This window comes from Nonomuraea sp. NPDC003804, assembly GCF_040610675.1.
Lineage (GTDB): Bacteria > Actinomycetota > Actinomycetes > Streptosporangiales > Streptosporangiaceae > Nonomuraea.
Window position 1 is genome coordinate 32,094 of sequence record NZ_JBEXMT010000044.1, and the last position, 26,240, is coordinate 58,333.

General features: G+C 71.7%; 26 protein-coding genes and 1 pseudogene. 19 read left to right on the forward strand and 8 right to left on the reverse strand.

Going from position 1 to position 26,240, the window contains the following annotated elements; genetic code table 11:
• Positions 1-53 precede the first annotated feature (53 nt).
• The 13 genes from ABZX22_RS40630 (at position 54) to ABZX22_RS40690 (ending at position 12,464) form a co-directional block, all read left to right on the forward strand.
• Positions 54-1,010: a ketoacyl-ACP synthase III gene (locus ABZX22_RS40630; protein WP_354921051.1), complete on the forward strand. Its 957-nt coding sequence runs from the start codon at positions 54-56 to the stop codon at positions 1,008-1,010.
• On the forward strand, positions 1,010-1,741 hold the full coding sequence (locus tag ABZX22_RS40635; protein ID WP_354921053.1) for a glycosyltransferase: 732 nt from the start codon (positions 1,010-1,012) through the stop codon (positions 1,739-1,741). Before ABZX22_RS40630 ends, ABZX22_RS40635 begins: the two co-directional genes overlap by 1 nt.
• The gene (locus ABZX22_RS40640; protein WP_354921056.1) at positions 1,738-2,880 is read left to right on the forward strand and encodes a cytochrome P450; all 1,143 of its coding nucleotides are present in this window, start codon (positions 1,738-1,740) and stop codon (positions 2,878-2,880) included. Before ABZX22_RS40635 ends, ABZX22_RS40640 begins: the two co-directional genes overlap by 4 nt.
• Positions 2,877-4,388: a class I adenylate-forming enzyme family protein gene (locus ABZX22_RS40645; protein ID WP_354921058.1), complete on the forward strand. Its 1,512-nt coding sequence runs from the start codon at positions 2,877-2,879 to the stop codon at positions 4,386-4,388. The genes ABZX22_RS40640 and ABZX22_RS40645 overlap by 4 nt, the downstream gene beginning before the upstream one ends.
• Positions 4,389-4,569: 181 nt before the next feature.
• A complete protein-coding gene (locus ABZX22_RS40650) occupies positions 4,570-5,469 on the forward strand; it encodes an NAD-dependent epimerase/dehydratase family protein (RefSeq protein WP_354921061.1) in 900 nt (299 codons plus the stop codon).
• Between the two features lie 132 nt (positions 5,470-5,601).
• On the forward strand, positions 5,602-6,933 hold the full coding sequence (locus ABZX22_RS40655) for an LCP family protein (RefSeq protein ID WP_354921064.1): 1,332 nt from the start codon (positions 5,602-5,604) through the stop codon (positions 6,931-6,933).
• Positions 6,934-7,613: 680 nt separating this feature from the next.
• The gene (locus ABZX22_RS40660) at positions 7,614-7,841 is read left to right on the forward strand and encodes a hypothetical protein (RefSeq protein ID WP_354921067.1); all 228 of its coding nucleotides are present in this window, start codon (positions 7,614-7,616) and stop codon (positions 7,839-7,841) included.
• Positions 7,842-7,934: 93 nt separating this feature from the next.
• Positions 7,935-8,966, forward strand: a complete 1,032-nt coding sequence (locus ABZX22_RS40665; protein WP_354921070.1) for an ABC transporter substrate-binding protein — start codon at positions 7,935-7,937, stop codon at positions 8,964-8,966.
• Position 8,967: 1 nt separating this feature from the next.
• Positions 8,968-9,768: an ABC transporter ATP-binding protein gene (locus ABZX22_RS40670; RefSeq protein ID WP_354921074.1), complete on the forward strand. Its 801-nt coding sequence runs from the start codon at positions 8,968-8,970 to the stop codon at positions 9,766-9,768.
• On the forward strand, positions 9,765-10,625 hold the full coding sequence (locus ABZX22_RS40675) for an ABC transporter permease (RefSeq protein ID WP_354921077.1): 861 nt from the start codon (positions 9,765-9,767) through the stop codon (positions 10,623-10,625). The genes ABZX22_RS40670 and ABZX22_RS40675 overlap by 4 nt, the downstream gene beginning before the upstream one ends.
• Positions 10,609-10,983: an Rrf2 family transcriptional regulator gene (locus tag ABZX22_RS40680; RefSeq protein ID WP_354921079.1), complete on the forward strand. Its 375-nt coding sequence runs from the start codon at positions 10,609-10,611 to the stop codon at positions 10,981-10,983. Before ABZX22_RS40675 ends, ABZX22_RS40680 begins: the two co-directional genes overlap by 17 nt.
• A gap of 88 nt (positions 10,984-11,071) precedes the next feature.
• The gene (locus tag ABZX22_RS40685; protein ID WP_354921082.1) at positions 11,072-12,022 is read left to right on the forward strand and encodes an ATP-binding protein; all 951 of its coding nucleotides are present in this window, start codon (positions 11,072-11,074) and stop codon (positions 12,020-12,022) included.
• A gap of 55 nt (positions 12,023-12,077) precedes the next feature.
• Positions 12,078-12,464, forward strand: coding sequence for an SCO5389 family protein (locus tag ABZX22_RS40690; protein WP_354921085.1), 387 nt, complete (start codon positions 12,078-12,080; stop codon positions 12,462-12,464).
• Here ABZX22_RS40690 and ABZX22_RS40695 read toward each other — a convergent pair.
• Genes ABZX22_RS40695 through ABZX22_RS40705 form a run of 3 tightly spaced genes read right to left on the reverse strand, consistent with a single transcriptional unit; the run spans position 12,433 to position 15,075 of the window.
• Entirely contained in the window at positions 12,433-13,434 is a 1,002-nt protein-coding gene (locus tag ABZX22_RS40695; protein ID WP_354921088.1) for an LLM class flavin-dependent oxidoreductase, read from the reverse strand. The genes ABZX22_RS40690 and ABZX22_RS40695 overlap by 32 nt on opposite strands.
• A 25-nt stretch (positions 13,435-13,459) precedes the next feature.
• Complete coding sequence (locus tag ABZX22_RS40700) at positions 13,460-14,128, reverse strand: ribonuclease HII (RefSeq protein WP_354921091.1); 669 nt, start codon at positions 14,126-14,128, stop codon at positions 13,460-13,462.
• A gap of 11 nt (positions 14,129-14,139) precedes the next feature.
• Complete coding sequence (locus ABZX22_RS40705; protein WP_354921094.1) at positions 14,140-15,075, reverse strand: LysR family transcriptional regulator; 936 nt, start codon at positions 15,073-15,075, stop codon at positions 14,140-14,142.
• 79 nt (positions 15,076-15,154) lie between these two features.
• On the opposite strand from ABZX22_RS40705, the gene ABZX22_RS40710 reads away from it, so the two are divergent.
• The 4 genes and pseudogenes from ABZX22_RS40710 to ABZX22_RS40725 all read left to right on the forward strand — a co-directional run.
• Positions 15,155-16,441: a pyridoxal phosphate-dependent aminotransferase gene (locus ABZX22_RS40710; RefSeq protein ID WP_354921097.1), complete on the forward strand. Its 1,287-nt coding sequence runs from the start codon at positions 15,155-15,157 to the stop codon at positions 16,439-16,441.
• 152 nt (positions 16,442-16,593) lie between these two features.
• The gene (locus ABZX22_RS40715) at positions 16,594-17,238 is read left to right on the forward strand and encodes a GNAT family protein (RefSeq protein ID WP_354921100.1); all 645 of its coding nucleotides are present in this window, start codon (positions 16,594-16,596) and stop codon (positions 17,236-17,238) included.
• Positions 17,239-17,474: 236 nt separating this feature from the next.
• Positions 17,475-20,459 (forward strand): BTAD domain-containing putative transcriptional regulator, encoded by a 2,985-nt coding sequence (locus tag ABZX22_RS40720; RefSeq protein ID WP_354921102.1) that lies wholly within the window; start codon positions 17,475-17,477, stop codon positions 20,457-20,459.
• Between the two features lie 359 nt (positions 20,460-20,818).
• Positions 20,819-21,037 (forward strand): annotated as a pseudogene (locus ABZX22_RS40725) (sigma factor); the annotation flags it as partial.
• Positions 21,038-21,189: 152 nt separating this feature from the next.
• Here the strand turns inward: ABZX22_RS40725 and ABZX22_RS40730 are convergent.
• On the reverse strand, positions 21,190-22,587 hold the full coding sequence (locus tag ABZX22_RS40730) for a methyltransferase (RefSeq protein ID WP_354921105.1): 1,398 nt from the start codon (positions 22,585-22,587) through the stop codon (positions 21,190-21,192).
• A gap of 93 nt (positions 22,588-22,680) precedes the next feature.
• On the opposite strand from ABZX22_RS40730, the gene ABZX22_RS40735 reads away from it, so the two are divergent.
• A complete protein-coding gene (locus ABZX22_RS40735) occupies positions 22,681-22,968 on the forward strand; it encodes a hypothetical protein (protein ID WP_354921108.1) in 288 nt (95 codons plus the stop codon).
• Here ABZX22_RS40735 and ABZX22_RS40740 read toward each other — a convergent pair.
• The 3 genes from ABZX22_RS40740 to ABZX22_RS40750 are packed head-to-tail and all read right to left on the reverse strand — an operon-like array spanning position 22,958 to position 25,075.
• Complete coding sequence (locus ABZX22_RS40740) at positions 22,958-23,929, reverse strand: NAD(P)-dependent oxidoreductase (RefSeq protein WP_354921111.1); 972 nt, start codon at positions 23,927-23,929, stop codon at positions 22,958-22,960. The genes ABZX22_RS40735 and ABZX22_RS40740 overlap by 11 nt on opposite strands.
• 34 nt (positions 23,930-23,963) lie before the next feature.
• Positions 23,964-24,566: a TetR/AcrR family transcriptional regulator gene (locus ABZX22_RS40745; RefSeq protein ID WP_354921113.1), complete on the reverse strand. Its 603-nt coding sequence runs from the start codon at positions 24,564-24,566 to the stop codon at positions 23,964-23,966.
• A complete protein-coding gene (locus ABZX22_RS40750) occupies positions 24,563-25,075 on the reverse strand; it encodes a GNAT family N-acetyltransferase (RefSeq protein ID WP_354921116.1) in 513 nt (170 codons plus the stop codon). The genes ABZX22_RS40745 and ABZX22_RS40750 overlap by 4 nt, the downstream gene beginning before the upstream one ends.
• Positions 25,076-25,146: 71 nt before the next feature.
• On the opposite strand from ABZX22_RS40750, the gene ABZX22_RS40755 reads away from it, so the two are divergent.
• Complete coding sequence (locus tag ABZX22_RS40755) at positions 25,147-25,614, forward strand: helix-turn-helix domain-containing protein (RefSeq protein WP_354921119.1); 468 nt, start codon at positions 25,147-25,149, stop codon at positions 25,612-25,614.
• On the opposite strand, the gene ABZX22_RS40760 is transcribed toward ABZX22_RS40755, so the two are convergent.
• A complete protein-coding gene (locus tag ABZX22_RS40760) occupies positions 25,588-26,223 on the reverse strand; it encodes a VC0807 family protein (protein ID WP_354921122.1) in 636 nt (211 codons plus the stop codon). The two genes, ABZX22_RS40755 and ABZX22_RS40760, sit on opposite strands and share 27 nt — an antisense overlap.
• Positions 26,224-26,240: the final 17 nt, after the last annotated feature.

Genomic DNA, 26,240 nt, shown 5'->3' on the forward strand with positions numbered 1-26,240 from the left:
CCGCCCACCGCCCCGTCAAGTGTTCTGCAAGTCAGTTGACTAGCCTGCTTCGCGTGAAGGCGCGCATCGTGGACATAGCGACGTACCTCCCCGGCCTGACGCGGACGAGCGGTGAGGTCGAGGAGCGGATCGAGGGATTCAGGGCACCCAGCGGGCTCATAGAACGCCTGACGGGCATCAGGCGCAGGCATGTGGCGGCGGGCGACCAGCAGGCATCCGACCTGGCAGCCGAGGCCGCCAGGCAGCTCGACACCGACGTCGACCTGCTGGTCTTCGCCTCCGCGTCGCAGGACATGGTCGAGCCGGCGACCGCGCACATCGTGGCCGCGAAACTGGGCCTGTCGTGTCCGGTGTTCGATGTGAAGAACGCCTGCAACAGCCTGCTCAACGGGATCCAGGTGGCCGAGGCGCTGATCGTGTCCGGCGCGTACCGCAGGGTGCTGGTGTGCTCCGGCGAGACGCCGAGCCGGGCGATCAGATGGCAGGTGGAGGATCGCCGGCAGTTCGTCGAGTCCTTCGCCGGCTACACGCTGTCCGACGCGGGAGCCGCGGTGCTGGTCGCCGCCGACCCGCGACGCGGCATCTTCTACCGCGACTTCTCCGCCGACAGCACCGCGTGGGACGTCGGCACGCTGCCCGGCGGCGGCTCCGCGCATCCCCGCGACCCCGAGCACTCCTACTTCCGCGGCGACGGCCGCCGGTTGAAGGAGGCGTTCGAGAAGGTCGGGCCCGACATCTTCCTCAACGCCCTCAAGCGGACGGGGCTGTCGTGGACGGACTTCTCGATCGTCGCGGTGCACCAGGTGGCGCTGCCGTACCTGCGCTTCCTGGCCGACACGCTGGGCATCCCCGAGGACAGGCTGGTCGTCAGCCTGCCCGAGCACGGCAACTGCGCCTCGGCCACGCTCCCGTTGCAACTCCAGCTGGGCGGCTGGGCACCGGGCGACCGGGTGGCGATGCTCGGCCTCGGCGGCGGCATCAGCATGGGCGTCATGCTGGCGGAGATGTGATGCGCCTCTGGGTCGTCGTGCCCGCCTACAACGAGGCGGCGAGCATCGGGGCGACGCTGCGCGCCCTGCGCGAGCAGCACGACCGCGACTTCACCCTGCTGGTCGTCGACAACGCCAGCACCGACGGCACCGCCGAGGTGGCCCGGTCGTTCGGCGCCGAGGTCGTCCACGAGACGCGCAAGGGCACCGGCGCCGCCTCCGACACCGGCATGCGCCACGCGATCGCCAACGGCGCCACCCACCTGGCGCGCACCGACGCCGACTGCCTGCCGCGCGCCGACTGGACGGCGAACATCCGCCGCGCCTTCGACGACGGCCTCGAACTGGTCGGCGGCAAGCTGCGGGCGCGCACCGACGAGTTCCCGCTGAGACTCTGGGAGCGCCGCCTCATCCCCGCCGTGGTCGAGACCGCCGCCTTCTTCGGCAAGGTACGGCCGAGCAACCGCTCGCCCGAGTACCGCGGGCCGTACGTGATGATGCCCGGCGCCACCCTGGCGATCACCGCGGACCTCTACGAGCGCTCCGGCGGCTTCCCCCGCACCGCGATCGAGGAGATGCACGAGGACCGCGAGCTGGTCAACCGCGTGCGCAGGCTCACCGGCGCGTACGGCTCCCGCCGCGACGTCGTGGTGTTCGGCTCGGTGCGCCGCCTGCGCGCCTACGGCCTGGTCCGCACCCTCGCCTGGTACATCGACCACCACTACCGGCCAGACACGATCGATATCCGATGACCCCTGAGACCAGGCTCTACCTGGCCGCGCACCCCTTCGCCTATCCCCTGGTCCGCCTGCTGGCGCGCATGGGACCCGTGGTCCGTGTCCCCGGGCTCGGCGTTGTCGTCAACGACGCCGCCACCGCCCGCCGGGTGCTCATGGACCCGCGCTTCCGCAAGGACGGACCCGGCTCGCCGGGCGAGCTGTGGACACCGGTGCTCGGCCCGTCCGTGCTGCTCAACATGGAGGGCGCCGGCCACGCCGCGCTACGCGGCAAGCTCGCGCCGCTCTTCACTCCCTCGTCCGTCTCGGCGCTCGTCGCCGACGTGCTCGACCTGCCGTTGAAGCAGCTGTCCGCCCGGCTCGACCAGGGCGAGCGGGTGGACCTCGTGGACGCCATGCGGCTGATGGCCGGCTCGGTGATCTGCAGGGTGATCGGGCTCGGCGAGGTGTCCGCCGAACGGGCGCGGGCGCTGTTCGCCGACGGGGAACGCGTGGCCGCCATGGTGTCGCTGCGCACCCGCAGGTTGTCGGACCGCCAGGTCGTGGCCGCCCGCGAGGTCCTCGACCGGATCGGCGACATCGCCTCCGCCGCCTACCTCGCCGGCGACCCGTCCACCGTCATGGGCAGGATGCGCTCGCTCGGACTGTCCGAAGCCGAGGCCAGGGGCGCGGCGGGCGCGTTCTTCCTGACCGGCACCGAGACCGTGGCCACCTTCGTCCCCCGCCTCGTCGCGCTGCTGCACGACCACGGGCACCTCGGCGGCGACCGGCGGATCGCGGACGCCGACCTCGACCGCGCCGTCGAGGAGGCCATGCGGGTGACCACCCCCACCCCGGTGATGCTGCGCTCGGTCGCCGAACCCGCCACCGTCGGCACGATCCCGGTACGGCCGGGCGACCGCGTGCTCATCGCCACCCACAACTGCGCCCGCGCGCACGGCCCCTTCGACCTCTCCCGGCCGCACCCGCCCGAGCTGCGCAGGCTGTGGTTCGGCGCGGGGCCGCACTTCTGCATCGGATACCCGCTCGCGCTGGCCGAGATCCGCGCCGTCGCCGCCACCCTGCTCCAGCACGACCTGCGCGTCGTGGGCAGGCGGGCGGCGCGCGGCGTCCTCATCCCGACCTACGCGCACCTCTGGGTCAGGAAAGCATGATCGACATCATTTCCGGCGTGCTCGCCACCGCTGACAGCACGCCAGGCAGGACCGCGCTGATCGCACCCGACGGGGCCTCCGTCACCTACGGCGCGCTCCGCGACCGCCTCCTCACCGTCGCCCACGCCCTGCACGACACGGACGACTTCGGGGTCCTGTTCGCCGTCCGGCCGGGGCCCGACGCCGTCGCGCTGGCACTCGGCGCGGTCGCCGCGGGCGGGACGCTCGTGCTGGCCGACCCCGGGCTCGCGCCCGAGGTGTTCGCGGGGCGGATGGCGCACACCCGCCCCCGGTGGGTGCTGGCCGAATCGCTGCTGTACCTGCTCAGCGGGCCGCTGAAAGGAGTGGCCAGGCGCAGGGGGCTGGTGCTGCCGAACCTGCGCGAGCCGTTCCCCGGAGCCCGCCACCTCTACACCGGGCCGTGGCTGCCCGGCGTCCCCCGGGGCGCGCTCAGGCTGGACGGGCTGCCCGCCGTACCGGGCGGGCCCTTGGCGGGTGGGCTGCCCGCCGTACCGGGCGGGCCTGGGGTGGGCGGCCGGGTGACGTCGGACCAGGCGGCTGTGGTGGCCTTCACGTCCGGGACGACGGAGCGGCCCAAGGGAGTCGTGCACACCAGGCGGTCGCTGGCCGCGGGGCTGCGCCTGTTCACCGAGGCGGTGCCGCTGGGGCCGGGCGACGTCGTGCACACCGACCAGTTCATCCTCGGTCTGCCCGCGCTCATCGCGGGCGCCACCTGGTCGATGCCGGGCCGCGGCGACTACGCGAGCGAGCTGGCCAGGCGCGGAGCCACCCACGCCTTCTCCGTTCCGGTACGGCTGCACGCGCTGCTGGAGCGCACTCCCAGGCTGCCCGCGACCCTGCGCTGCCTGCTGCTCGGGGCCGCGCCCGCGCCGCCCGCCGTTCTCCGGAGGGCGCGGCAGGCGGCGCCCGCCGCCGACATCCTGTCGGTGTACGCGATGACCGAAGCGCTGCCGATCGCCGTCGCCTCCGCCGAGGACAAGCTGGCCGCGACGGGCGGCGACCTGCTCGGCGCCCCGCTGCCGGGCGTGGGCGTGCGGGTCGCCGACGACGGCGAGCTGTTCGTGAACGGGCCGCACCTCGCCCGCGGCTACCTCGGCGACCCGCCGCTCACCGAGGTGGCCACCGGCGACCTGGTCCGCCTCGACGCCGACGGCAGGCTGGTGCTGCTCGGCAGGAAGAAGGACATGATCCTCAGGGACGGCGTCAACATCTATCCCGGCGTCTACGAACCCGCCATCGCCGCGCTGCCGGGCGTCGGCGAAGCGGCGGTCGTCGGCCTGCCCGATCCCGACACCGGCGACGAGGAGGTCGTCCTGGCGCTGACCGCGACGGCGGGCTACGACGAGAAGCTGGTGCGCAAGGCGCTGCCCGACCTCATGGACGCCCCCGCGCTCCCCGACCGCATCGTCACGCTCGCCGAACTGCCCCGCAAGGGCCGCAGCGACAAGCTCGACAGGGCCGCGATCAGACGGCTGGTGGCCCGATGACCCCCGCCTGCGGACACGCTCCCGGCCCGGCCTTCCAGGCCGTCGGGGCCACCTCCCGTTCGATGCCCCTCGCCTGCGGACACGCTCCCGGCCCGGCCTGCCTGGGCATCGGGAGCACCTCCCGACCGATCGTGCGACAGACCTCTCACGGCAGCCTCCGTGGGCTCGGGTGGGGCCTGTCATGAGGGTCGCGGTCACCGGGGCGTCCGGCTTCGTGGGCGGCGCCGTCTGCAGGGCCGCCGCCGCCCGGGGCTGGGAGGTGCTGGCGTACGGCCGGCGTCCCCACGCCGACCTGGGCACCGTCCCCTACACCTCGTGGGACCTGGTCCACGGACGACCCCCGGACGAGCGGGTCGACGCGGTGATCCATTGCGCCGGCAGCGTCACGGACTGGGGTCCGCCGCGGGAGATCTGGCAGGCCAACGTCACGGGCACGCGCAACGCGATGGCCGCCTTCCCCGGCGCCCGCTTCGTCCACGTCAGCACGGCGAGCGTCTACGACCCGTTCCGCCCGACCGTCATGGCGAAGGAGGACGAGGCCCCGGTCAGACGCTACGCCAACGCCTACGGCGCGGCCAAGGCCACCGCGGAGAACACCGTCATGGGCGCGGCGGTGATCCTGCGCCCGCACGCGATCTACGGCAGGGGCGACACCACGCTCCTGCCCCGCCTGCTGCGCTCGGTCAGGGCGGGCCGACTGCTCGCCGTCGGCAGCGGCGCGACCAGGCTCAGCCTCACCTCCGTGGACAACCTCGCCCAGGCCTGCCTGCTGGCCGTCGCGGCCCCGATCGGCGTCTACAACGTCACCGACAGCCACCCGGTCACCCTGGAGACCGCGCTCCGCGAGGTGCTGCGCGAACGCCGCATCGCCGCAGAACCGCTCTACGTCGGCGCGGGCCCCGCCATGCGGATGGCCGCCCTCTCCGAGATCGTCGCCGGGCTCACCGGCCGCCCACCCAGGCTGACCAGGTACGCCGTGGGCCACCTGGCCGTCGAGCGTACGCTGGACATCAGCCGGGCTCGCGAGCTGCTGGGATACACCCCGGCACCCACCTCGTTCGCCGGAGCGGCCTCTTGGTGAAAGCTTGGACCGACGCGTTCCGTAACCTGGCCGATCGATCCGCAACCGTTACTAATCTGTGATGGATCTGCTGATAGCTGAGGTTGGGGCGGGATGGCTGGCAAAGGTCGCGAATTCGGCCCAGGTACGGGTGTGAGCCTGACGATCGGCTCGGCGCTGCTGTGGGGCGTGGCCCACATCGCCACGGGACGGCATCGCACCGGTTTCCTGCTCATGACGGTCTACCTGGTGCTCGTCGGGTTGATCGTGACCATGGCCACGGCCTTCCGCGGCCAGTTGCTGTCGCTGGCCGTCCAGCCCGCCTGGCTCGCCGCGCTCACGGTCGCCATCGCGACGGTCGGCGTCACCTGGTCGGTCGTGATCCTCTGGTCCTTCTGGCTCGTCCGGCCCAAGGGCGCGGGCCACAACCTGAACCTCGCCGTCGCGGGCGCGCTGTGCATGCTGGTCATCGCGCCGAGCGCGTGGGCCGGCCGCGTGGCCTACCTCTCCCACGACGTGGTGACCACCGTGTTCTCCGCCACCAGCACCAGCCCGGTGATCGCCAGGGACCCGTGGAAGGGCGCGACCCGCGTCAACATCCTGCTCGTGGGCGCCGACGCCGCCCCCAACCGGCCCGGCGTACGCACCGACAGCATGACCGTCGCCAGCATCGACACCGCCACGGGCGCCACGACGCTCTTCAGCCTGCCGCGCAACCTGCAGCAGGTACAGCTGCCCGACGGCCCGGCCCGCGACCGCTTCCCCTACGGCTTCACCGGCGAGCCGCCCGCCACCCCCGGCCTGCTCAACGAGGTCTTCCAGTACGCCGAGGACTACCCCGAGATGGTGCCGGGCGTGAAGAACGGCCACCGCGGCCCGACCCTGCTCAAGCAGACGATCAGTGACATCCTCGGCATCCCCGTCACCTACTACGCCATGGTCGACATGGCGGGCTTCGCGCAGATCATCGACGCGATGGGCGGGGTCAGGATCACCATCAGGGAGCCGATCACCTACGGCAAGTACAACGAGGGCCTGCTGCCCGCCGGCACCCGCAAGCTGTCCGGCGAGGAGGCGCTGTGGTTCGGCCGCTCACGCACCTACAGCGACGACTACGTGCGCATGGGCCGCCAGAAGTGCCTGCTCAACGCCGTCGCCCAGCAGGCCGACCCGGTGACGCTGCTCAACAGCTTCGAGAACCTGGCCGCCGCCACCAAGCGGGCCATCTCCACCGACATCCCGGCCGACCTGCTGCCGGCGCTGGTCGACCTCGGGCAGAAGGTGAAGGGCACCCACATCAAGAGCCTCCAGTTCGTGCCCCCGTTGATCAACACGGCCTACCCGGACTGGCACCTGATCAAGCGCAAGGTGTCCGAGGCGCTGAAGGACAGGTCCGGCGCCCCGCGGCGCACCGTGTCGACCCCGTCCCCGTCGCCCACCCCTTCCTCCTCGGAGCGGGCGATCTCGCTGGACGAGGTCTGCTAGCGGCCCGCTCGACCGGCAGGACCGCCGCCCCCCGGCACGAAGGGCGGGACGACGGCGGCAGCCAGCACGAGGGTCGCCACGGCGGGCAGGGCTCGGGGGGGCTTGAGGGGTGGATCCGTGCCCAGCCACGGGGCCGTGAACCGGACCGGCCCGGCGCCTGAGTGGGGATGGATGGTGTGGACGCCGAACCGGCCCGGGGCCGGTGCGGGCACGCGCCGTGGGCACGAGCCGTGGGCACGTAGCTGTGGACAAAGCCGTGGGCACGAGCTGTGGGCACGAGCTGTGGGCACGAGCTGCGCGTACAGGGCGGGACACCGCCGGGCCGGCCCGGAGCCATGTGGGGCGTGGGGTGGGGCGGCGCCGGGCCGGAGACGGGGCGGTGTCGGCTACCGGGTCACGGTTGGCGGCACTGGACCGGCCTGGGCTGGAGTGACGGACAGGAGCAGGCCACAGGCGGCGGGTAAGCGGGCGGGACGACGCATGGAACCTCCTGCGTGCGGTGACTGAAGGCGACCGTTTGATTACTTAGAGTAGTGGATCAGTCACGGGGAGTGCTAGAGGGATTCACGCCTCCGCCATGTGTGGGCAGGTAGGCCTCACCTCGAGGTACAGCACGGCTCACGGTGCCGCCACCCGCACTCCCACAACCCCGCCATCCACCGGCACGCGCGACACCGAGCATGCGCGTCACGTGTTACGCCTCCTTCGAGGAGATGTTCGCCGCCGAAGGTCCGGAGCGGGTCAACCCGGACAGCCCGCTGGCGGAGCAGCTGGCCGACGTCCGGCGCATCTACGGACCCGAGAAGGAGGCGCTCGGCGTCCTGGCCATCGAGATCGAGCTCGTCGGCCCCACCGGGTGGCCCGACAGCGCCGCCCCCTCCCGGCCGGGAGCTGACGGATCTCCCTGACAAAGGGTCTCGTAATTCCGACTTGACTAGAAGGGAATGAAGGGTTTTGATGTGCACATAGCCGACTTATTAAGTAGGAAATAGGGAGTTGCGATGAAGAGGCTAGCCGCCGCCGTCGCCATACTGGCCATGACCTCGCTCGCGGCCGCGTGCGGGTCCTCCTCGTCGGGCGCGCCGGCTGCGGCCGCCAAGGAGGTGCGCCTCGGGTACTTCCCGAACATCACGCACTCCACCGCCCTCTACGGCGTCGAGAAGGGCATCTACGCCAAGTCTCTCGGCGTCCCCCTCAAGACCAGCACGTTCAACGCGGGTCCGGCCGCCATCGAGGCGGTCTTCTCCGGCGCCGTCGACGCCACCTACATCGGCCCCAACCCGGCCATCAACGCCTGGGAGAAGTCCAAGGGCAAGGCCATCAACATCGTGGCGGGCGCGGCCTCCGGCGGCGTCTACCTCGTCGTCAAGCCCGAGATCAACTCGGTGGAGGACCTCAAGGGCAAGAAGATCGCCACTCCGCAGCTCGGCAACACGCAGGACGTCGCCCTGCGCTACTGGCTCCAGGAGAAGGGCCTCAAGACCGACACCAAGGGCGGCGGCGACGTCAGCATCGTCCCGCAGGAGAACTCGCAGACCCTGCAGACGTTCGCCACGGGTGACATCGACGGCGCATGGGTGCCCGAGCCGTTCGCCAGCAGGCTGGTCATCGAGAGCAAGGGCAAGATCCTGCAGGACGAGCGCGAGCTCTGGCCGGACAAGCAGTTCGTGATCACTCACCTGATCGTCCGGCAGGAGTGGGCCAAGGCCAACCCCGACCTGCTCAAGAAGCTCATCGAGGCGCACGTCCAGTCGACCGAGGAGATCAACGCCGACCCCGACGCCGCGGCGAAGGTGGTCAACGCCTCGGTCGAGAAGCTGACGGGCAAGCCGCTCAAGCCCGAGGTGCTGGCCAGCGCGTTCAAGAACATCACGTTCACCAACGACCCGATCGCCGCTTCGCTGACCGGCAGCGCCGACCACGCCGTGAAGGTCGGGCTGCTGAAGCCGGTGGACCTCAACGGCATCTACGACCTGAAGGTCCTCAACGAGGTCCTGGCCGCCAAGGGCCAGCAGTCGATCAAGGACAAGTGACATGACCGTCCAGGTGGACCGCCAGGTCGCGGTCAGGCTCGAAGGGGTCTCCAAGCTCTACGGCGACCTGCTCGCCCTCGACAAGGTCTCGCTCGGCGTGGCGCCCGGCGAGTTCGTCTGCCTCCTCGGCGCGTCGGGATGCGGCAAGAGCACGCTGCTCTCGCTGGTGGCAGGGCTCGACCGGCCGTCCGGCGGCACGATCACCACGACCGGCCGCAGGGTCGCGATGATGTTCCAGGAACCCGCGCTGTTCCCCTGGCTCACCGTCGCGGCCAACGTCGAGATGGCCATGCGGGCGCTGCCCAGGCGGGAACGGCGGGCCAGGGCCGAGGAGTTCCTCGAGATGGTCCACCTGGGCGGCTTCGGCCCCAAGCGGCCGCACCAGCTGTCGGGCGGCATGCGCCAGCGCGTGGCGCTGGCCCGCTCGCTGGCCCAGGACGCCGACGTGCTGCTCATGGACGAGCCGTTCGGCGCGCTCGACGCCATGACCCGCGACCTGCTCCACGACGAGCTGGAGCGGATCTGGCGCGAGCGGCAGCTGTCGGTGCTGTTCGTCACCCACAACGTCCGCGAGGCGGTACGGCTCGGCGACCGGGTCGTGCTGCTGAGCAGCAGGCCGGGCAAGGTCGTCGAGGAGTTCCCCGTGGAGCTCGCCCGGCCGCGCCGTACGGACTCGGCCGAGGTGGCGGGGCTGGCGGCGCGCATCACCGACCAGCTCAAGCAGGAGGTGGCCCGCCACGCCGGCGGCTCGCGTGAGCCAGGGCCCGCGGGCGGAGGCGGCCGCGAGGGAGGAACGCCGTGACCACTGACACTCACGCCGCCCAGATCGCCGGCCTCGACGCCCTGGAGATCACCGAGAAGCGGCGCGGCGCCCTGGCCGGCCGCCTCTGGGCGCGGGTCTGGCCGATCACGCTGGCGGTCGGCATCGTGCTGATCATCTGGCAGGGCGTGGTCTGGGCGGGGTTCTGGGAGCCCTGGGTCTTCGCGGGCCCGTCCGAGGTCTTCCCCGTGCTGTTCGACCGCCTGGCCACCGCCGAGTTCTGGCAGGCCGTCGGGGTGACCATGCGCAGGGCGGTGACCGGCTTCGCCGCCGCCGTGCTGATCGGCCTGATCGTCGGCGCGCTGGTCTCCAGGGTCAGGGTGCTGCGGGCGGCCTTCGGCTCGCTCATCACGGGCCTGCAGACCATGCCGTCGATCGCCTGGTTCCCGCTGGCGATCCTGCTGTTCAAGCTGAGCGAGAGCGCCATCACCTTCGTGGTGATCCTCGGCGCCGCGCCCTCCATCGCCAACGGCCTGATCACCGGCGTCGACTACACGCCGCCGCTGCTGCTGCGCGCGGGGCACGTGCTCGGCTTCCGCCGGCTCCAGCTCTACTGGCACGTGATCCTGCCGGCTTCGCTCCCGTCGTTCCTGGCGGGCCTCAAGCAGGGCTGGGCCTTCGCGTGGCGGTCGCTGATGGCGGGCGAGATCGTGGTCATCATCGCCAACCAGCCCTCGCTCGGCGAGCAGCTCCACTACGCCAGGGAGCTGGCCGACTCGGCGGGCCTGCTCGCCACCATGATCGTCGTGTTGCTGATCGGCATCGTCATCGACGTGCTCTTCGAGCTCGGTGACAACGCTCTTCGCCGCCGCTGGGGCCTTCGTGCGGATCTCCGCTAGGACGCAGTACGCGCTGCGGGCGGTCACCGAGCTGGCCGCGGCGCCGGAGGGCCCGGTGCCCGCCGAGCGGATCGCCGCGGCGCAGGGCATCCCCCGCAGGTTCCTGGACAACATCCTGTTGCAGCTGCGCAGGGCCGGGCTGATCCGCAGCCAGCGCGGCCCTGAGGGCGGCTACTGGCTGGCTCGCGACGCCGCCGCGATCACGCTGGCCGACGTGATCGCGGTCGTCGAGGGGTGGCCGTCACCCGACGAGTATCCGGGGGTGGCCGAGCCGCTCGCCGACGTGTGGGCCGCCCTGCGCGAGCACGAGGAGAGGCTGCTGACCGAGATCACGTTCGCCCAGATCGTTTCACTCTGACCAGCGTTTCGGCAAAATCACGCCGCCTCGCGTCCCCTTGTGCCATGCTGAATCGGTAACGGTTTTCATCGTCAGATGGGGCTTCAGCGTGAGAGTGGCGTTCGTTGGCAAGGGCGGCAGCGGCAAGACCACCGTGTCCGCACTGTTCTCGAGGTACGTGGCCGGTCAGGGCAGGCCGGTGGTGGCCGTCGACGCCGACATCAACCAGCACCTGGCGCTGGTCCTCGGCGTGGACGAGGAGCCCGAGCCGCTCGGCGGGCGCCTCACCGAGATCAAGGAGCTGCTGCGCGGCTCCAATCCGCTGATCCCCTCCGCCGCCGCGATGGTCAAGACGACCCCGCCGGGGCGCGGCTCGCGGATCCTGCGCTTCGCCGACCTGCCGTACACGGTGGCGACGCCGGAAGGGCCGCGCCTCATGGCCACCGGGCCCTTCAGCGAGGACGACCTCGGCGTCGCCTGCTACCACTCCAAGGTCGGCGCGGTCGAGCTGCTGCTCAACCACCTGGTCGACGGCCACGACGAGTACGTCGTCGTCGACATGACGGCGGGGGCCGACTCCTTCGCCTCCGGCCTGTTCACCCGGTTCGACGTGACCTTCCTGGTGGCCGAGCCGACCCGGCAGGGGGTGAGCGTCTACCGGCAGTACAAGGACTACGCCGCCGACCACGACGTGCCCGTCGCGGTGGTGGGCAACAAGGTCCACGGGCCCGCCGACGTGGAGTTCCTGCACGACCAGGTCGGCGACGACCTGCTGACCTGGCTGGAGCACTCCACCGCGGTCCGCGCCATGGAGCAGGGCAGGCGGTTCACCCTCGACGACCTCGAACCGGCCAACGCCGAGGCCCTGTCGGTGCTGCTCAAGCACGTCGACGCGCAGGAGAAGGACTGGGAGAGGTTCGGCAGGCAGGCCGCGGAGTTCCACCTGCGCAACGCCCGCGCGTGGGCCAACGAGCGCACCGGGCGCGACCTCGCCGAGCAGATCGACCCCGGCTTCGTGTACGGCCAGGCGTCACTCGACTGTCGCCCTCAGGCCATCTAGAGCATGCCCACGACCACACCTAGCGTCGAGTGGGCCCCCTTCGAGAGGAGAAAGCATGTCGCTGACCGTTCCTAACGATCTTCTCGAGCAGGCGAGACAGGGTGAGATCGACGACGCGGCGTTCGTCGCCTGCGTCCGCGATTCCCTCCCCTACGCCTGGTCGATGATCAGCGAGCTGGTCAAGCAGCGTGAACATTCAGGAGCCGAGTTCGCCGACAACCACACCCCGCCCCCGGACGAGGAGGCTCGCGGCCAGCTCCTGCGCTGCCTGGCCAGCGACGCGATGCGCGGTGCCCTCGAGCGCCACTTCGATGTACGGCTCGCCTTCCAGAACTGTCACAGGGTCGCGGTGTTCGACCCGGCCGCGACCGGCGCGCTCCGCGACTTCGTGACGCCGCGGGCGCAGATCCTCAACCAGCGGCCGGAGCTCGTCGACTGCTGATCCTGGGCAGCACCTCGGCACCGAGGCGCCGGATGTTCTCGAGGGTGCGGGCCCTGGTACCCGCACCCTCGACCATCAGGATCAGGTGCTCGATCCCGGTCACGGCGCGCGTGCGCTCGATGGCCGCCACGCAGTGACCGGCGTCGCCCACCGGGTGGGCGCCGGTCAGGAACTCCACGTAGCCGCGAATGTCGCGTGAGGGGCGGGCCCGTCCGTCCACGGGCACGTACCCGGCCAGTCCCGGCTCCAGCCACCGCGGCATCGCCTCCCTGAGCGTCCTGACGGCCTCGCCGGTCGTGTCGGCGACGTGGCCGACCGCCGCCGCCACGTGGGGCGCCCGAGGGCCGCCCGCCGCCTCGTAGGCCGCGACTGCCGCCGCCTTCTCCTGGTCGCCGACGTGCATCCCGAGCAGCATGGGCAGGCCCCTGCGGGCCGCGAGCCGCATGCTGTCCGCCGAGGTGCAGGCGACCACGGGCGTCATCCGCGCCGACGGCACCATCGCCACCTCCCTGAAGGAGAAGAACTCGCCGTCCGCGGCGACCGTGTCGCGCGAGAGCGCGGCGCACAGCACGTCGAGCGACTCGGCGAACCCGCGCTCGAACCGGGGCAGGCCCGTCCCGAACACCTCCAGGTCCACCCAGGGGCCACCCCTGCCCACGCCCAGCGTGAAGCGCCCGCCCGACAGGTGGTGGAGCATGGCCGCCTCCTCGGCCAGCGCCACGGGATGCCGGGTGGACAGCACGCTCACCGCGGTGCCGACGCCGATCCGCCTGGTCCTGCCCAGCGCCAGCGCCGCGAACGCGACGGCGGAGGGGCAGACGCCGTAGGACATGAAGTGGTGCTCGGCGATCCACACATCGTCGAAGCCCGCCTCCTCGGCCGCCTCGACGGCGGCGAGCGCGTCGCCGAGCACCCGCGCGGGCTCCTGCCCGGGGAAGGCAGCCGCGACGAGGAAGACGCCGATCCGCATTCCCCGATTGTGCGTCGCCGGGGGCTCAGCCGAACAGGGAGATCTGCCCCTCGCCGACCGCCGCGTCCCTGTGCTTCTTGAGATGGCGCCATCGCGGCAGGTCGTCCAGGTAGGACCAGGACAGGCGGTGGTGCGGCGTGGGGCCGTGCTCGGCCAGCGCGGCCTGGTGGACGGGCGAGGGGTAGCCCGCGTTCTCCGCGAAGCCGTACTCGTCGCAGCCGAGGTCCGCCATGAGGGTGTCGCGCCGAACCTTGGCCAGCACCGAGGCGGCGGCCACCGAGATGCTCGCCTGGTCGCCCTTGACCTCCAGGCGGACCGGCCACGGCGCGCCGATGTAGTCGTGGGAGCCGTCGAGGATCACCACGTCGGGCCGCACCGGAAGGGCATCGAGAGCCTGCCGGGCCGCCCTGCGCAGCGCCTCCGTCATGCCCAGGGCGTCGATCTCCTCGTGGGAGGCCGTGCCGTACGCGATGCCCTTCGCCCACCGCTCCAGCTCGGGCACGAGCGCGGTGCGCCGGGCGGCCGACAGCTGCTTGGAGTCGGTCAGCCCGCCGGGCGGCTCGGACAGGTCGGTGACGACCGCGCAGACCATGACGGGGCCGGCCCACGCGCCACGGCCGACCTCGTCGACGCCCGCGACGATCTTTCCGCGGGCGCCCGCGAGCAGGGTCTCGATCTCGTACGTCGGAGCCACGGCACCGAAGGCTACCGGTGCGCCAGCCTGACGGGCTCCAGATCGGCGGCGAGATAGCGGGCGGCGACGTGGATCGCCCGCAGCGTCACCGACACCGAGGGCCGGTGGACGCTGGAGCGACGGGCGACGGCCAGCACGTCACGGCCTCCGGCGGAGCCGGGGAACTGGCGCACCGCGATGCCCCGCACGCCCGCGGCCAGGGCCAGGGCGGGGACGGCGGCGATGCCGATGCCCTTGGCCACCAGGGACAGGATGGTGCCGAGGCCCTCGAACTCCCACGGCGTCGGCCGCGCGCCGCCCACGTCGGCGAAGAGCCTGTCCACGGCCAGGCGGGACGGCTCGCCGTCAGGGGTGGCCATCCACGGCTCGTCGCGCAGCTCTCGCAGGTCGATCGGCACCTCGGGGTCGGCCAGGCGGTGTCTGCGCGGCACCACGAGGACCAGCGGGTCGTGCAGGAGGGGGAAGACCCGCAGCGACTCGCTGTCGTGCGCCCTGCCGTACCAGTCGTCGACGAGCGCGATGTCGACCTCGCCCGACTGCACCTCGCGCATGCCCCGCCCGGAGCGCGACTGTCCCAGCCTGATCGTCAGCTCCGTGTGGCGGCGCAGCGAGCGCGCCAGCACCGGCGCGAAGGCGACCGCCGCCGTGGGGAAGGCGGTGAGCACGACGCGGCCCGCGGGCGTGCCCGCCTGCGCCGACAGGTCGGACTCCGCCTCCTCGACCATGGTCAGGATGCGCTCGGCGTGCGCCACCAGGCGGCGGCCCGCGTCGGTCAGCTCGGCGCTGCGCGCGGTGCGGTCGAGCAGCGCGGTGCCGGCCTCCCGCTCCAGCGCGGCCAGTTGCTGCGAGACCGCCGAGGGACTGTACCCCAGCGACTCGGCGGTGGCGGCGATACTGCCCCGCCGGGCGAACTCGCAGATCACCATAAGACGCCGCAAATCGAGCATCGGACTTCCTTATGCCTACCCATGAAAAGCCTCGCTTGTGCTGATGCCTTCATACAACCAGGCTGGGAACGTGACAAACATGAACGTGACGCTTTCCGCCACCCTGGCGGCGAACGAGGACATCGAACGAAGACGGCGCGCCGGGGAACGCGTGTTGCACCTGGCCTTCGGCGAGGCAGGGCTGCCCGTGCACCCGGCGCTGCTGGACAGGCTGGTAGCCGCCGCCGACCGCAACGGCTACGGGCCGGTCGCGGGCGCCATGGAACTGCGCGAGGCGGCGGCGGGTTACTGGACCCGACGGGGACTCGTCACCGAACCCGACCAGGTCGTCTGCGCGCCGGGCAGCAAGCCCCTGCTGTACGGCCTGCAGCTCGCCATCGGCGGCGACATCGTGCTGCCCAAGCCGAGCTGGGTCAGCTACGCGGCGCAGGCCGACCTGGTCGGCGCCGAGCCGATCATGGTGCCGACGCCTCCCGGCGAGGGCGGGGCGCCCGACCCCGACCTGGTCGCCGCCGCCGTCCTGCGGGCCCGCGCGCAGGGCAGGACCGTGCGCTCCGTGCTCGTCACGCTGCCCGACAACCCCACGGGACGGCTCGCCTCGCCGCGGACCATGGGCCGCCTGGTCCAGGTCGCCCGCGAGCTCGACCTCATGATCATATCCGACGAGATCTACCGCGACCTCGTCCACGACCTCGCCACCCCGTTCCTGTCGCCGGCCGACCTGGCGCCGGAACGCACGGTCATCACCACCGGGCTGAGCAAGAGCCTCGCGCTCGGCGGCTGGCGCATCGGCGTCGCCAGGCTGCCCCACGGCGCGCGCGGACTGCTCGACAAGGTCCTGGCGATCGCCAGCGAGATCTGGTCGGCGCCGGCCGCTCCCGTCCAGCAGGCGGCCGCCTACGCCTTCACCGAACCCGTGGAGCTGGTCGAACGCGTGGCGCGCAGCCGGCGGCTGCACGCGGTGGTCGCGAACGCCGTGCACGCCGCGTTCGTCGAGGCGGGGGCGAGCGTCCCGGCCCCGCAGGGCGGCTTCTACCTCTACCCCGACCTCGGACACCTGGGGGTGGGCGGCTCGGCAGAAATCACCAAACTGCTGATCGAGGATCACGGCATCGCCGTACTGCCCGGACACGCCTTCGGCGACGACCCTTCGGCCGCCAGGGTGCGGGTGGCCACCAGCCTCCTGTACGGCGAGAGCCAGGAGGAGCGCATGACCGCGCTGACCTCCTCGGACCCCCTGTCGCTGCCGTGGATCTCGGCCAACCTGGCCCACCTCTCGAGAGGTTTGCACGACCTGTCCACCCGGCAGCAGGCGGCGGGGAGAACCCCACGCCGCACCATGGCCGCAACGCCCGCGCACGGCTAGGCATCGGTTTGGCAAACTTTGCCCCGCGGGCCGCTCGCCACCCCCTACGATCAGCCTGCTGACCTGGGAAAACGCGACCATTGCAGAAACCTGCAAAAGATAGCGCGTGAGTCCTGGTATCTCCTGCGGCGTGCAAGCCCCATCATGTGCTCATGCCCGCTTTTGTCACCCTGTCCGGGCGCCTCGTGCGCCTGGAACCTCTCAGCCTCGCGGTGGTCGATGACCTCGTCGCCGCGGCGTGTGAAGACCGTTCCACGTACGCCTTCACTCGTGTTCCCGATGGGCGGGAAGAGATGGTCTCCTATGTGGAGGCCGCTTTGGCTGAGCAGGCGGAAGGCCGGACGTTGCCTTTCGCCATCCGGTGGCTGCACACCGACCGCGTGGTCGGTGCCACCCGTCTCATGCACCTGGAGTACTGGCAGGGCCCGATGCCCTGGCCTCCGGGTACACGTGGCGCGGTGGGCGAGATCCCGTCCGTGGCCGACATCGGTTACACCTGGCTCTCCGCTTCGGCGCAGGGCACCGGTGTGAACCGGGAGAGCAAGTTCCTGATGCTCTCGCTGGCCTTCGACACCTGGGGCGTCCACCGCATCACCCTCAAAGCCGATGTACGCAACACGCGATCCCGGGCCGCCATCGAGGCTCTCGGCGCACACCTTGACGGCGTGCGACGGGCAGACAGCCGAGGCGCCGACGACACGGTCCGAGATACCGCGTACTACTCGATCCTGGGCTCGGAATGGCCGGTGGTTCGAGAACGGATGGCTCAGAGACTCGGTCTCGTCGAAGCCGCCTAAGCACGTTCCTACGAAAAACTCGGACACGACGGCCCTGCCCGCACCGCCGGGCAGGGCCTGGTGTTGTTTCGAACCGGTAAGGCATGACCGCCCCCGTTGAACTGGGCCATGCCTTTGCGAGTTTCAGCATCCCTCGACCCGCTTAACGCCGGATCAAAGCGCAATCAATGAAACGGCCACCTCTGGGCAACTAGTATTTGGTAGCAAAATGGCCCATTGCGTTGGAGACTGTGAGCATGGCTGGTGAGGGGCTGCGGTTCGCCGTGCTCGGTCCCGTCCGCGCGTGGCGCGATGGCGACGAACTCGATCTCGGCACACCGCTTCAGCGGTCGATCCTCGCGATGCTGCTCCTCAGGGAAGGCCGGGCGATCACCCCCGGCGAGATGATCGACGCGGTATGGGGAGAGGAAGCCCCGCCCAGAGCGCTCGGCGCGCTGCGCACCTACGTCTCGCGGCTGCGCACGGTGCTGGAGCCCGACCGCTCGCCCCGCTCCCGCCCCGAGCTGCTCACCTCGGTCGGCAAGGGCTACGCCCTGCGCACCGGATCCCTCGACCTGACGCTCTTCGAGCGCGGCATGCAGGAGGCCGAGGCGCTGCGCCGGGCCGGCAGAACGGACGAGGCCGCCGAGAGCGTGCGCGCCGCCCTCGCGCTGTGGGAGGGCGAGCCGCTGGCCGGAGCCGTCGGCCCCTACGCCGAGCACCAGCGCGACCGGCTGGCCGAGCGCCACATCACCGCCATCGAGGAGCTCATGGACCTCGACCTGGCCCTCGGCAGGCACGCCGCGGTCGTCTCCGAACTGATCGCGCTCACCGCCGACCACCCGCTGCGCGAGCGGCTGCGCGCCCAGCTCATGCTGGCCTACTACCGGTGCGGGCGGCAGGGCGACGCGCTCGCCGTCTTCACCGACACCCGCGACGCGCTCGTCGAGGAGTTAGGCATCGAGCCGGGCCCCGAGCTGACCGCGCTGCACCACAAGATCCTCGCCGCCGATCCCAGCCTGATGACGCCGCCCAGCCCGTCCCCCGCCTCCACCGCCGACGGCCCGGCCGGGGCCGACGTCGTCGAGGGCGCCGACGAGCACGAGCTGCCCCGCCCCGCCCAGCTCCCCGCCGCCGTCAGCGACTTCACCGGCCGCCGCCCGATCGTGGCCAGGCTGCGCACGCTGCTGTCCGCGCAGACGGCCGAGGGCGTGCCCGTCGCGGCCATCTGCGGCATCGGCGGCGTCGGCAAGACGGCGCTGGCCGTCCACGTCGCGCACGCCTGCGACGACCTGTTCCCCGACGGGCAGCTCTACGCCGACCTGCGCGGCTTCACCGACGAGGCCACCGCGCCGGAATCCACGCTGGGAGCGTTCCTGCGCGCGCTCGGCATCCCGCCCGACGTCATCCCCGAGGGGCTGCAGGAGCGGGCCGCGCTCTACCGGTCGCTGCTGGCCGACCGGCGCATCCTCGTGCTGCTGGACAACGCGCACGACACCCGTCAGGTCAGCCAGCTGCTGCCCGGCTCGCCGGGTTGCGCGGCGATCGTCACCAGCCGGGTGAAGCTGGCCGACCTGCCCTCGGCCAAGCTGATCGACCTCGACGTGATGGAGCCGGACGAGGCGCTGTCGCTGTTCACCGCCGTGGCGGGGCCCGAACGGGTCGCCGCCGAGCGCGGCGCGGCGATGGACGTCGTGGCGGCCTGCGGGTTCCTGCCGCTGGCCGTACGGATCGTGGCCGCCCGGCTGGCGGCGCGGCCCTCGTGGACGGTCGCCTCCCTGGTGCCCCGCCTGGCCGACGAGCAGCGCCGCCTCGACGAGCTGCGGGTCGGCGACCTGGCGGTGGAGGCCACCTTCGCCCTCGGGTACGGCCAGCTCGACCCCGCCCAGGCGAGGGCGTTCCGGCTGCTGAGCCTGCCGAACGGACCCGACATCTCGGTCGGCGCCGCGGCCGCCGTCCTGTCGGCCCCGACGCTGGAGACCGAGGACCTGCTGGAGTCGCTGGTGGACGCCAGCCTCCTGGAGGCGCCCGCGCCGGGACGCTACCGCTTCCACGACCTGCTCAAGCTCTTCGCGCGGCGCGTCCTCGACAAGACCGAGCGCCCGCAGGCCAGGACGCTGGCGCTGCGCCGGCTGCTCGGCTTCTACCTCGCCTCGGCCCAGGCGGCGCACCGGCTCGCCTACGAGGGCAGCATGATCGCCGACAATCTCGTCGTGGTCGGCAGCGGGCGCGCGTTCGCCTCGGCCGACGACGCCGTCGCCTGGCTCGTCTCGGAGGGCGACTGCCTGTTCGCGGTGATCGGCCAGGCCGCCGAGTCCTGCCGTACGGGCGAGCAACTGCTGCCCGCCGCCGACCTCCTCGTCGCGATGGAGCCGCTGCTGGAGTCGGGCACCCACGCCCGCGAGTTCGACCTGGCCACCAGGGCCGTGCTCGCCACGGCACGGACGATCGGCGACCCTGCGGGGGAGCTGCGCTCCCGCTACGTCCTCGGCCGCGTGCTGTTCGGCGCCAACCGGCTCGCCGAGGCCGAGGAGCAGTTCAGGCTCGTGCTCGACCTGTCGACCGCCGGCGACGAGCGCGTCGTCATGGGCGAGGTGCTCAACGCCCTCGCCGTCGTCTCCGGCCGCCGGCGCCGCCACCACGAGGCGCTCGGCTGGTTCGCCTCCGCCACCGCGTTCTACCGGGAGAACGGCGTGGCGGCCGGCGAGGCGCTGGTGCTCAGCTACTCCGCCCGCGACCACCTCGGCCTGGGCAACCCCGAGGACGCGATCGCCGCGGCCGAGCAGGGGCTGGCCATCTTCACCGAGATCGGCAGCGGCGCCGGCACCGCCCGCGCCCGCTACCACCTCGGCATCGTGCTGTCGCGCGTGGGCCGCCTCAACGAGGCCGTCCACCACCACGCCGAGTGCCTGGCCTTCTTCAGGGCCAGCAGGCAGCGCGTGTGGGAGCAGCGGGTGTGCGTCAGGCTGGCCGAGACGTTCATCGCCGCCCAGCGCTTCTCCGACGCGGTGCGTCACGCGGAGCAGGCGCTGGCGGTCAGCCGCGAGATCGGCCACCCGTACGGTGAGGGGCTCTCGCTCACGGTGCTGGGCAGGGCGCTGCACGGCCTGGGCGGCACCGCGAGGAGCGTCGACTGCCTACGCCAGGCGTTCGACATCTTCACCCGCCTCGGCGCCCCGGAGGCGGGTGACCTCAAGGCGCTCCTCGACGGTGTCGACTCCGTCGCCGTCGTCGAGCCCTGAGTACAGCTCGTCGTCCAGACGTGTCATCCACACATGGTTGATCAAGGCTGGTCTCTTTCCGGGGTGCGGTGTGTGTGGGCCCGACCAGCCGTCTGACCGTCACGTTTCGCCAGGGGGCCCGGTGTCCGGATGCTCCACGTGACAGCTAGCCGCCTCACAACGACGGCCGGTCGGGCGACACGCCCCGCTTCTGTCGAACCCCCCGGGGCGTGTCCACGCTCCGAGGGTGCGCCGGTACGCATGCAAACCAATCAACGCCCGATCAACCGGCTCGCCACCGCCGGTTCCGGCGCGCCGTGATTGGCTGTCCTCCATCGTGTCGTCCGGGACGCGCGACGACGAACCGTGAAGAAGGAACGATGGACGCAGACGAGCAGCTGGCCGGCCGGTTCGAGGAGTACCGCGCCCACCTGAAGGCGGTGGCCTACCGGATGCTGGGCTCGCTGAGCGAGGCTGACGACGCCGTCCAGGAGGCATGGCTACGGCTCAGCCGTACCGACGTGAGCGATGTGGACAACCTCGGCGGGTGGCTGACCACCGTCGTGGGACGGGTGTGCCTGGGCATGCTGCGGGCGCGGGAGCGGCGCGCGCCGGAGTGGTCACCGTGGTGCACGGCAGGCCGTTCTCGGTCATGAGCTTCACGGTCGTGGACGGGCGGATCGTCGAGATCTACTCCGTCTCTGGCCCCGAGCGCCTGGAACGGCTCGGCATCACGATGTGACCGCTTCGCCTACACGTGGAAGTAGCCCTCGGCGATCAGCGGGCGGAGGGTGTCGGCGAGCAGCTGCTCGCCGTCGCCCACCAGCTCGGCGATCACGTTGAGCAGCGGGCCGAGGGCGAGCTGCCCGTCGCAGACCCCGGCCAGCGCCGCCTCCACCGTGCCGACGTCGGTACTGCGGAGCAGGCCGCGGGTCTGGCGCAGCACGATGCGGGCGGGATCCTCCGCGCCGGGGGCGCCGATGCGCTCGTCGAGGAGGCCCTCGGCGACCCGCAGCCTGGCCTGTTCGAGATCGCGGGTCCGGTGGGCGGCGGCGATCGAGTCGAGGACGTCCTCGACGTAGTCGCCGACCGGCAGGGAGACCCGGTGGGTCAGCCGCTCCACCCTGACCACCGGGTCGAGGGCGCCCGCGTTGCGCAGCGTGATCCAGCCGAAGCCGATCCCCTCCACCTTGTTCGCCTCGAACCACGACAGCCACTCGTCGTAGCGGGAGGTGTAGGCGGGCGTGCCCTGCTCGGCCGCGTCGCGCAGCCACAGCTCGACGTACCCGGCCGGGTCCTGCACGTCGCGCTCGACCACCCAGCCGTCGCAGCCGGTCGCGCCGACCCAGCCGCCGACCCTGTCGCGCCAGTCCTCCCCCTCCACGTGCAGCCAGTTGGCCAGGAAGTGGGCGTGGCCGTCCTGGGCGAGGTGGGCCGGTGCCCGCAGGACGAGGTCGCGGCAGAAGTCGTCGCCCGCCGCACCGGTCTCGCGGTAGGTCAGGCCACCGCCGGGGGCGATCACGAAGGGCGGGTTGGAGACCACGAGGTCGAACAGCTCGTCCTCGACCGGCTCGAACATGGAGCCCACGCGGGCGTCGACGCCCGTGATGCCGGACAGCCGCCAGCTCAGGCGGGCCAGCTCCACCGCCCGCGGGTTGACGTCGGTGGCGACGATCCGGGACGCCCGGTCGGCCAGGTGCAGCACCTGGACGCCGCAGCCGGTGCCGAGGTCGAGGGCGCGCTCGACGGGCCTGCGGGTGACCAGCTGGGCCAGGTTCGCCGAGGCGCCGCCCGCGCCGACGACGTGGTCGGGGCGCAGCGCGGGGTCGCCGGGGCGCACCTTGCGGTCGGAGACGACGTAGCCGTGCTCGTCCCACGGCTGGAGGTGGACGGTCGCGCGGACGCTGTCGCCGTCGAACTCGACCAGGCCCGACTCCATCACCTCGAACGGCAGCTCGGCCGCCGGCACGGGCACGCCCAGCCACCACAGCCTGATCGACGCGTCGAGCGGGTCGCCACTCCTGGTGGCGCGAAGGGCCGGGACCAGCTCCTCCCTGGCGAGCGCCGAGGCCGCCATGTCCCCGAGCCGATCGCGGACGCCGTCGATCGTGTAGCCGGTCTTCAGGAGATGGTCGCGCAGTCGTTCCACCCGGCCATCCTAGATCCGAAACTCACGGTAATCGTACAGTTACGTCTGTCATACTCCTTCTGCCCCACCCGTGTGCCAAGAGGAACGGAACCGATGCTGCTTCCCTGCCTCGCCTGCGAGTCCCGGTTCAGGCCTGACGACTACTTCAGCGCCTGCTCCGACTACGACCGCCGCCTCGACCGCGTCATCTGGACCTGCCCGACCTGCGGCAACCGCGATGACCTGCGCGTCTTCACCGGTGAGCTCGGCTTCGGCGCGGCCAGGCACGGCCGGTTCGACGTCCACGACCGGGTACGCGTCCCCGGTCTGCGCCGCCACCGGCGCGAGGTGGCGCTCTACATCTCCCTCGACCGCTGCCACTGGCACGTTCCTAGGCGATGATCCACGCCTCCACCGGCGTGCACGCGTGCACGGGCTGCTCCCCGCGCACCAGCCTCACGATGTCGTCGACGACCGACGCCGCGCGCTCCCCGGCCGTCTCGCCCGTGGCCTGACCGAGGCGCGGCGTGAGCACCACGTTGGGCAGCCGGGTCAGCGGATGCGAGCGGTCGAGCCACTCGCCCTCGAAGTGGTCGAGGCCGGCCCCGCCGAGCCGTCCCCAGCGCAGCGCCTCGACCAGGGCGGTCAGGTCGTGCAGGGCGCCGCGCGAGGTGTTGAGGAAGATGGCCCCCTCGCGCATGGCGGCCAGTTCGGTCGGGCCGACGAACCCCCGCGTCTCGGCGGTCAGCGGCACGTGCAGCGACACCACGTCCGCCTCGGCGAGCAACGCGAACAGCGAGTGGGTGGCCTCGGGCACGTAGGGGTCGCACGCGATCACCCGCATGCCCAGCCCCTCCGCCCGCCACTGCACGGCCCTGCCCACGCGGCCCAGCCCGACGATGCCGAACGTACGGCCGGACAGCCGCGAGCCGCGATGGCGCTCGGCGGCCGGCACCCGCTTGCGGCTGACCGTGCCCCGCCGTACCTCCCGGTCGGCGGCGACGATGTTCCTGCTGACCGCGAACAGCAGCGCCAGCGTGAGCTCGGCGACCGCGTCGGCGTCCTGGCCGCCGTCGTGGAGCACCGTCACGCCGCGCTCGGCGGCCAGCGCGACGTCGATCGCGGTGAGGTCGCCCGTACAGGCGACGACGTCGACGGGCAGGTCGAGGACGGAGGTGCGAACCTGGTCGTGGTGGGTGAGGAGCACACCGGCGCCGGTCTCGATGACCAGGTCGGCCAACTGTTCGTCGGAGAAGCCGAGAGGTGGCCGGTCGGCCACCTCGACGACGTCGGCCACCTCGCGGAGCCGCGCGAGAGCGGGCTCCGGCAGGCCGGTCAGGAGGAGCACGCGCGGTCGTCTCACAATCGCGACAATAACACCACAGAGGGTGCCGGGATCATTGCTCCCTGTCGCTCTGCCGCAGACTCTGCCAGGCCGCCTGACCCAGCCCCTTGATCTCGTCCTCGGTGGGGGTGTGGGCGCCGGCGAACCACAGGCGGCACATCTCCTGCGCGGGGCCGAGCCACAGCACGTAGCACATGGTCGGGGCGACCGGCTGGAGCAGGCCGTTCTTCATGTGCGGGCGCCACCACTCGGCGACCTGGCGGAAGAAGGCGCGCCGTGCCTCGGCCGCCTCGGGGCCGCCCGGCTCGTTCTTGCGCGGCGGGCGCTCGCTGACCAGGATCCTGGCCCGCTCGGGGTGCTCGCCCGCCCAGCGCATGTGGAAGGCGACGACCGCCTCGATGCCCGCGCGGGCGTCGTCGTGGCTGACCAGCTCGGCGACGAAGGCCTGCTGGTAGGCGTTGAGGATCTCCGCGTAGAGCACGCCGAAAACGTGTTCCTTGCTGGCGAAGTGGTGGTAGAAACTGCCGACGCTGACGCCGCTCTCCTCGCGCAGGCTCGCCAGCGTGGTGGCCGAGACCCCGTCCTGGCTGAAGCGGCGAAGGGCGCCCTCGATGATGCGGGTACGGCCGTCGCGTCCGTTCTTGGCACTCTTCACGAGGTCAATGGTGGTCCAACAGAACCTTGTTCCGCAAATACCGCGGCCGGTTGGATCATAGCGGTTACCTCAACACACCCGGAAGAGACCTTCATCGTGGCATCCGGCCAGATACGCCGGATGATCCGGAGCACCCGCCTGTTGTCGCCCAGCACGTCCATGCCGACGGTGGTCGCGCCGCGGCCGACCGCCCTGCCGAGAAGCGTGCCGATCAGCCTTCTCCCGAGACCGCACCCCTGCCACGCGTCGGTGACCACGATCGCGATCTCCACGTCGGCGACGCCGCCCCGATAGCTCATCGCGTGTCCGATGATCTCGCCGTCGTACTCGGCGACGATCGCGTCCCGCTGGCCGTCGACCGCCAGCAACGCCCTGATCAGGCTGGGTCTGGGCGAGGGGATCCCGCTGAAGAAGCGCAGCGTCTGCGTGTGGAGCGACAGGCCCGCCAGGAAGCGCCTGATCCGTTCTTCGTCGTACGGCCCGGCCTGGCGGATCTGAGTTCCAATCACAGACTCAGCATTCCGCGCAGCAGCTGAGTCTGTCAATTGGACTCAGGCGTTCGTCGAAGTACTCTTCAGCTATGAACGTGCGCTTCCGGGTGGACAACTGCTCGATCGAGCGGACCCTGGGCATCGTCGGGGAGAAGTGGACCTTCCTGGTGCTGCGCGAGGCGTTCAGCGGCGTGCGGCGCTTCGCCGACATGCAGGCGACCACGGGCGCGCCGAGGCAGGTGCTGAGCGCGCGGCTGAACCGGCTGGTCGACGAGGGGCTGCTGCGCAAGGAGCCCTACCGGGAGCCGGGCCAGCGCCAGCGCGACGAGTACCGCCTCACGCAGAAGGGGCGCGACCTCTATCCGATCCTCGTCGCCCTGATGCACTGGGGCGACACGTACCTGGCCGACGAGGAGGGGCCGCCCGTGGTGCTCACCCATCGCGGCTGCGGTGCCCTGCTCGAACAGCACTTCAGATGCGCCGACGGCCACGAGGTCGCCGGCCCCCGCGAGGTGACGGCGGTGCCGGGCTCAGGCGCGAAGCTGCAGAGCGCCTAGGGTCCTGCGCAGGTCGAGCATCGACCAGAGCGCCATGCCGCCCAGCAGCACGGCGACCCCCGCGGTGCGGACCACCAGGAAGGTCTCCAGCGCCTCGTGGAGGAGCATCCACAGCGTGAAGGAGCCGTTGACGAGCTGCGCGCACCCCCAGAGGAGCGACTGGCGGACGAAGAAGCGGCGCATCCCCGGATGGGCGGCGACGTGGTCGGGCAACGGCACCAGGTCCCTCGCGATCCGCTCGGCCAGCGGCCTGCGTCCGCGCAGGCTGATGAAGAAGGCGGCGCTCACGCAGAAGATGCCCAGGGTGGGCTGCAGGAAGAAGAGCACGGCGCTGCCCGACAGCATCCCCACCACGGTCCGCACGGTGAGCGTCAGGACCGCCAGCAGAGCCACCCCGGGCACTGGAACGCGCCATATCAGGCGCAGCGCGAGCCCACCGTAGACCCAGAGCGCCGAGGCGGCCATCCCGCCGATCGGCCCACTGACGATCATGCCCAGGTAGAAGGAGGCGACCGGCATGATCATGTTTTCCAGGACCCTGGGCGCGGCATGGCGGACGAGCTGGCCGACCTTGGGGAAGGCGGCGGGGGACGCGGCGAGCAGGACCATGGAGAGATACGGCTCCT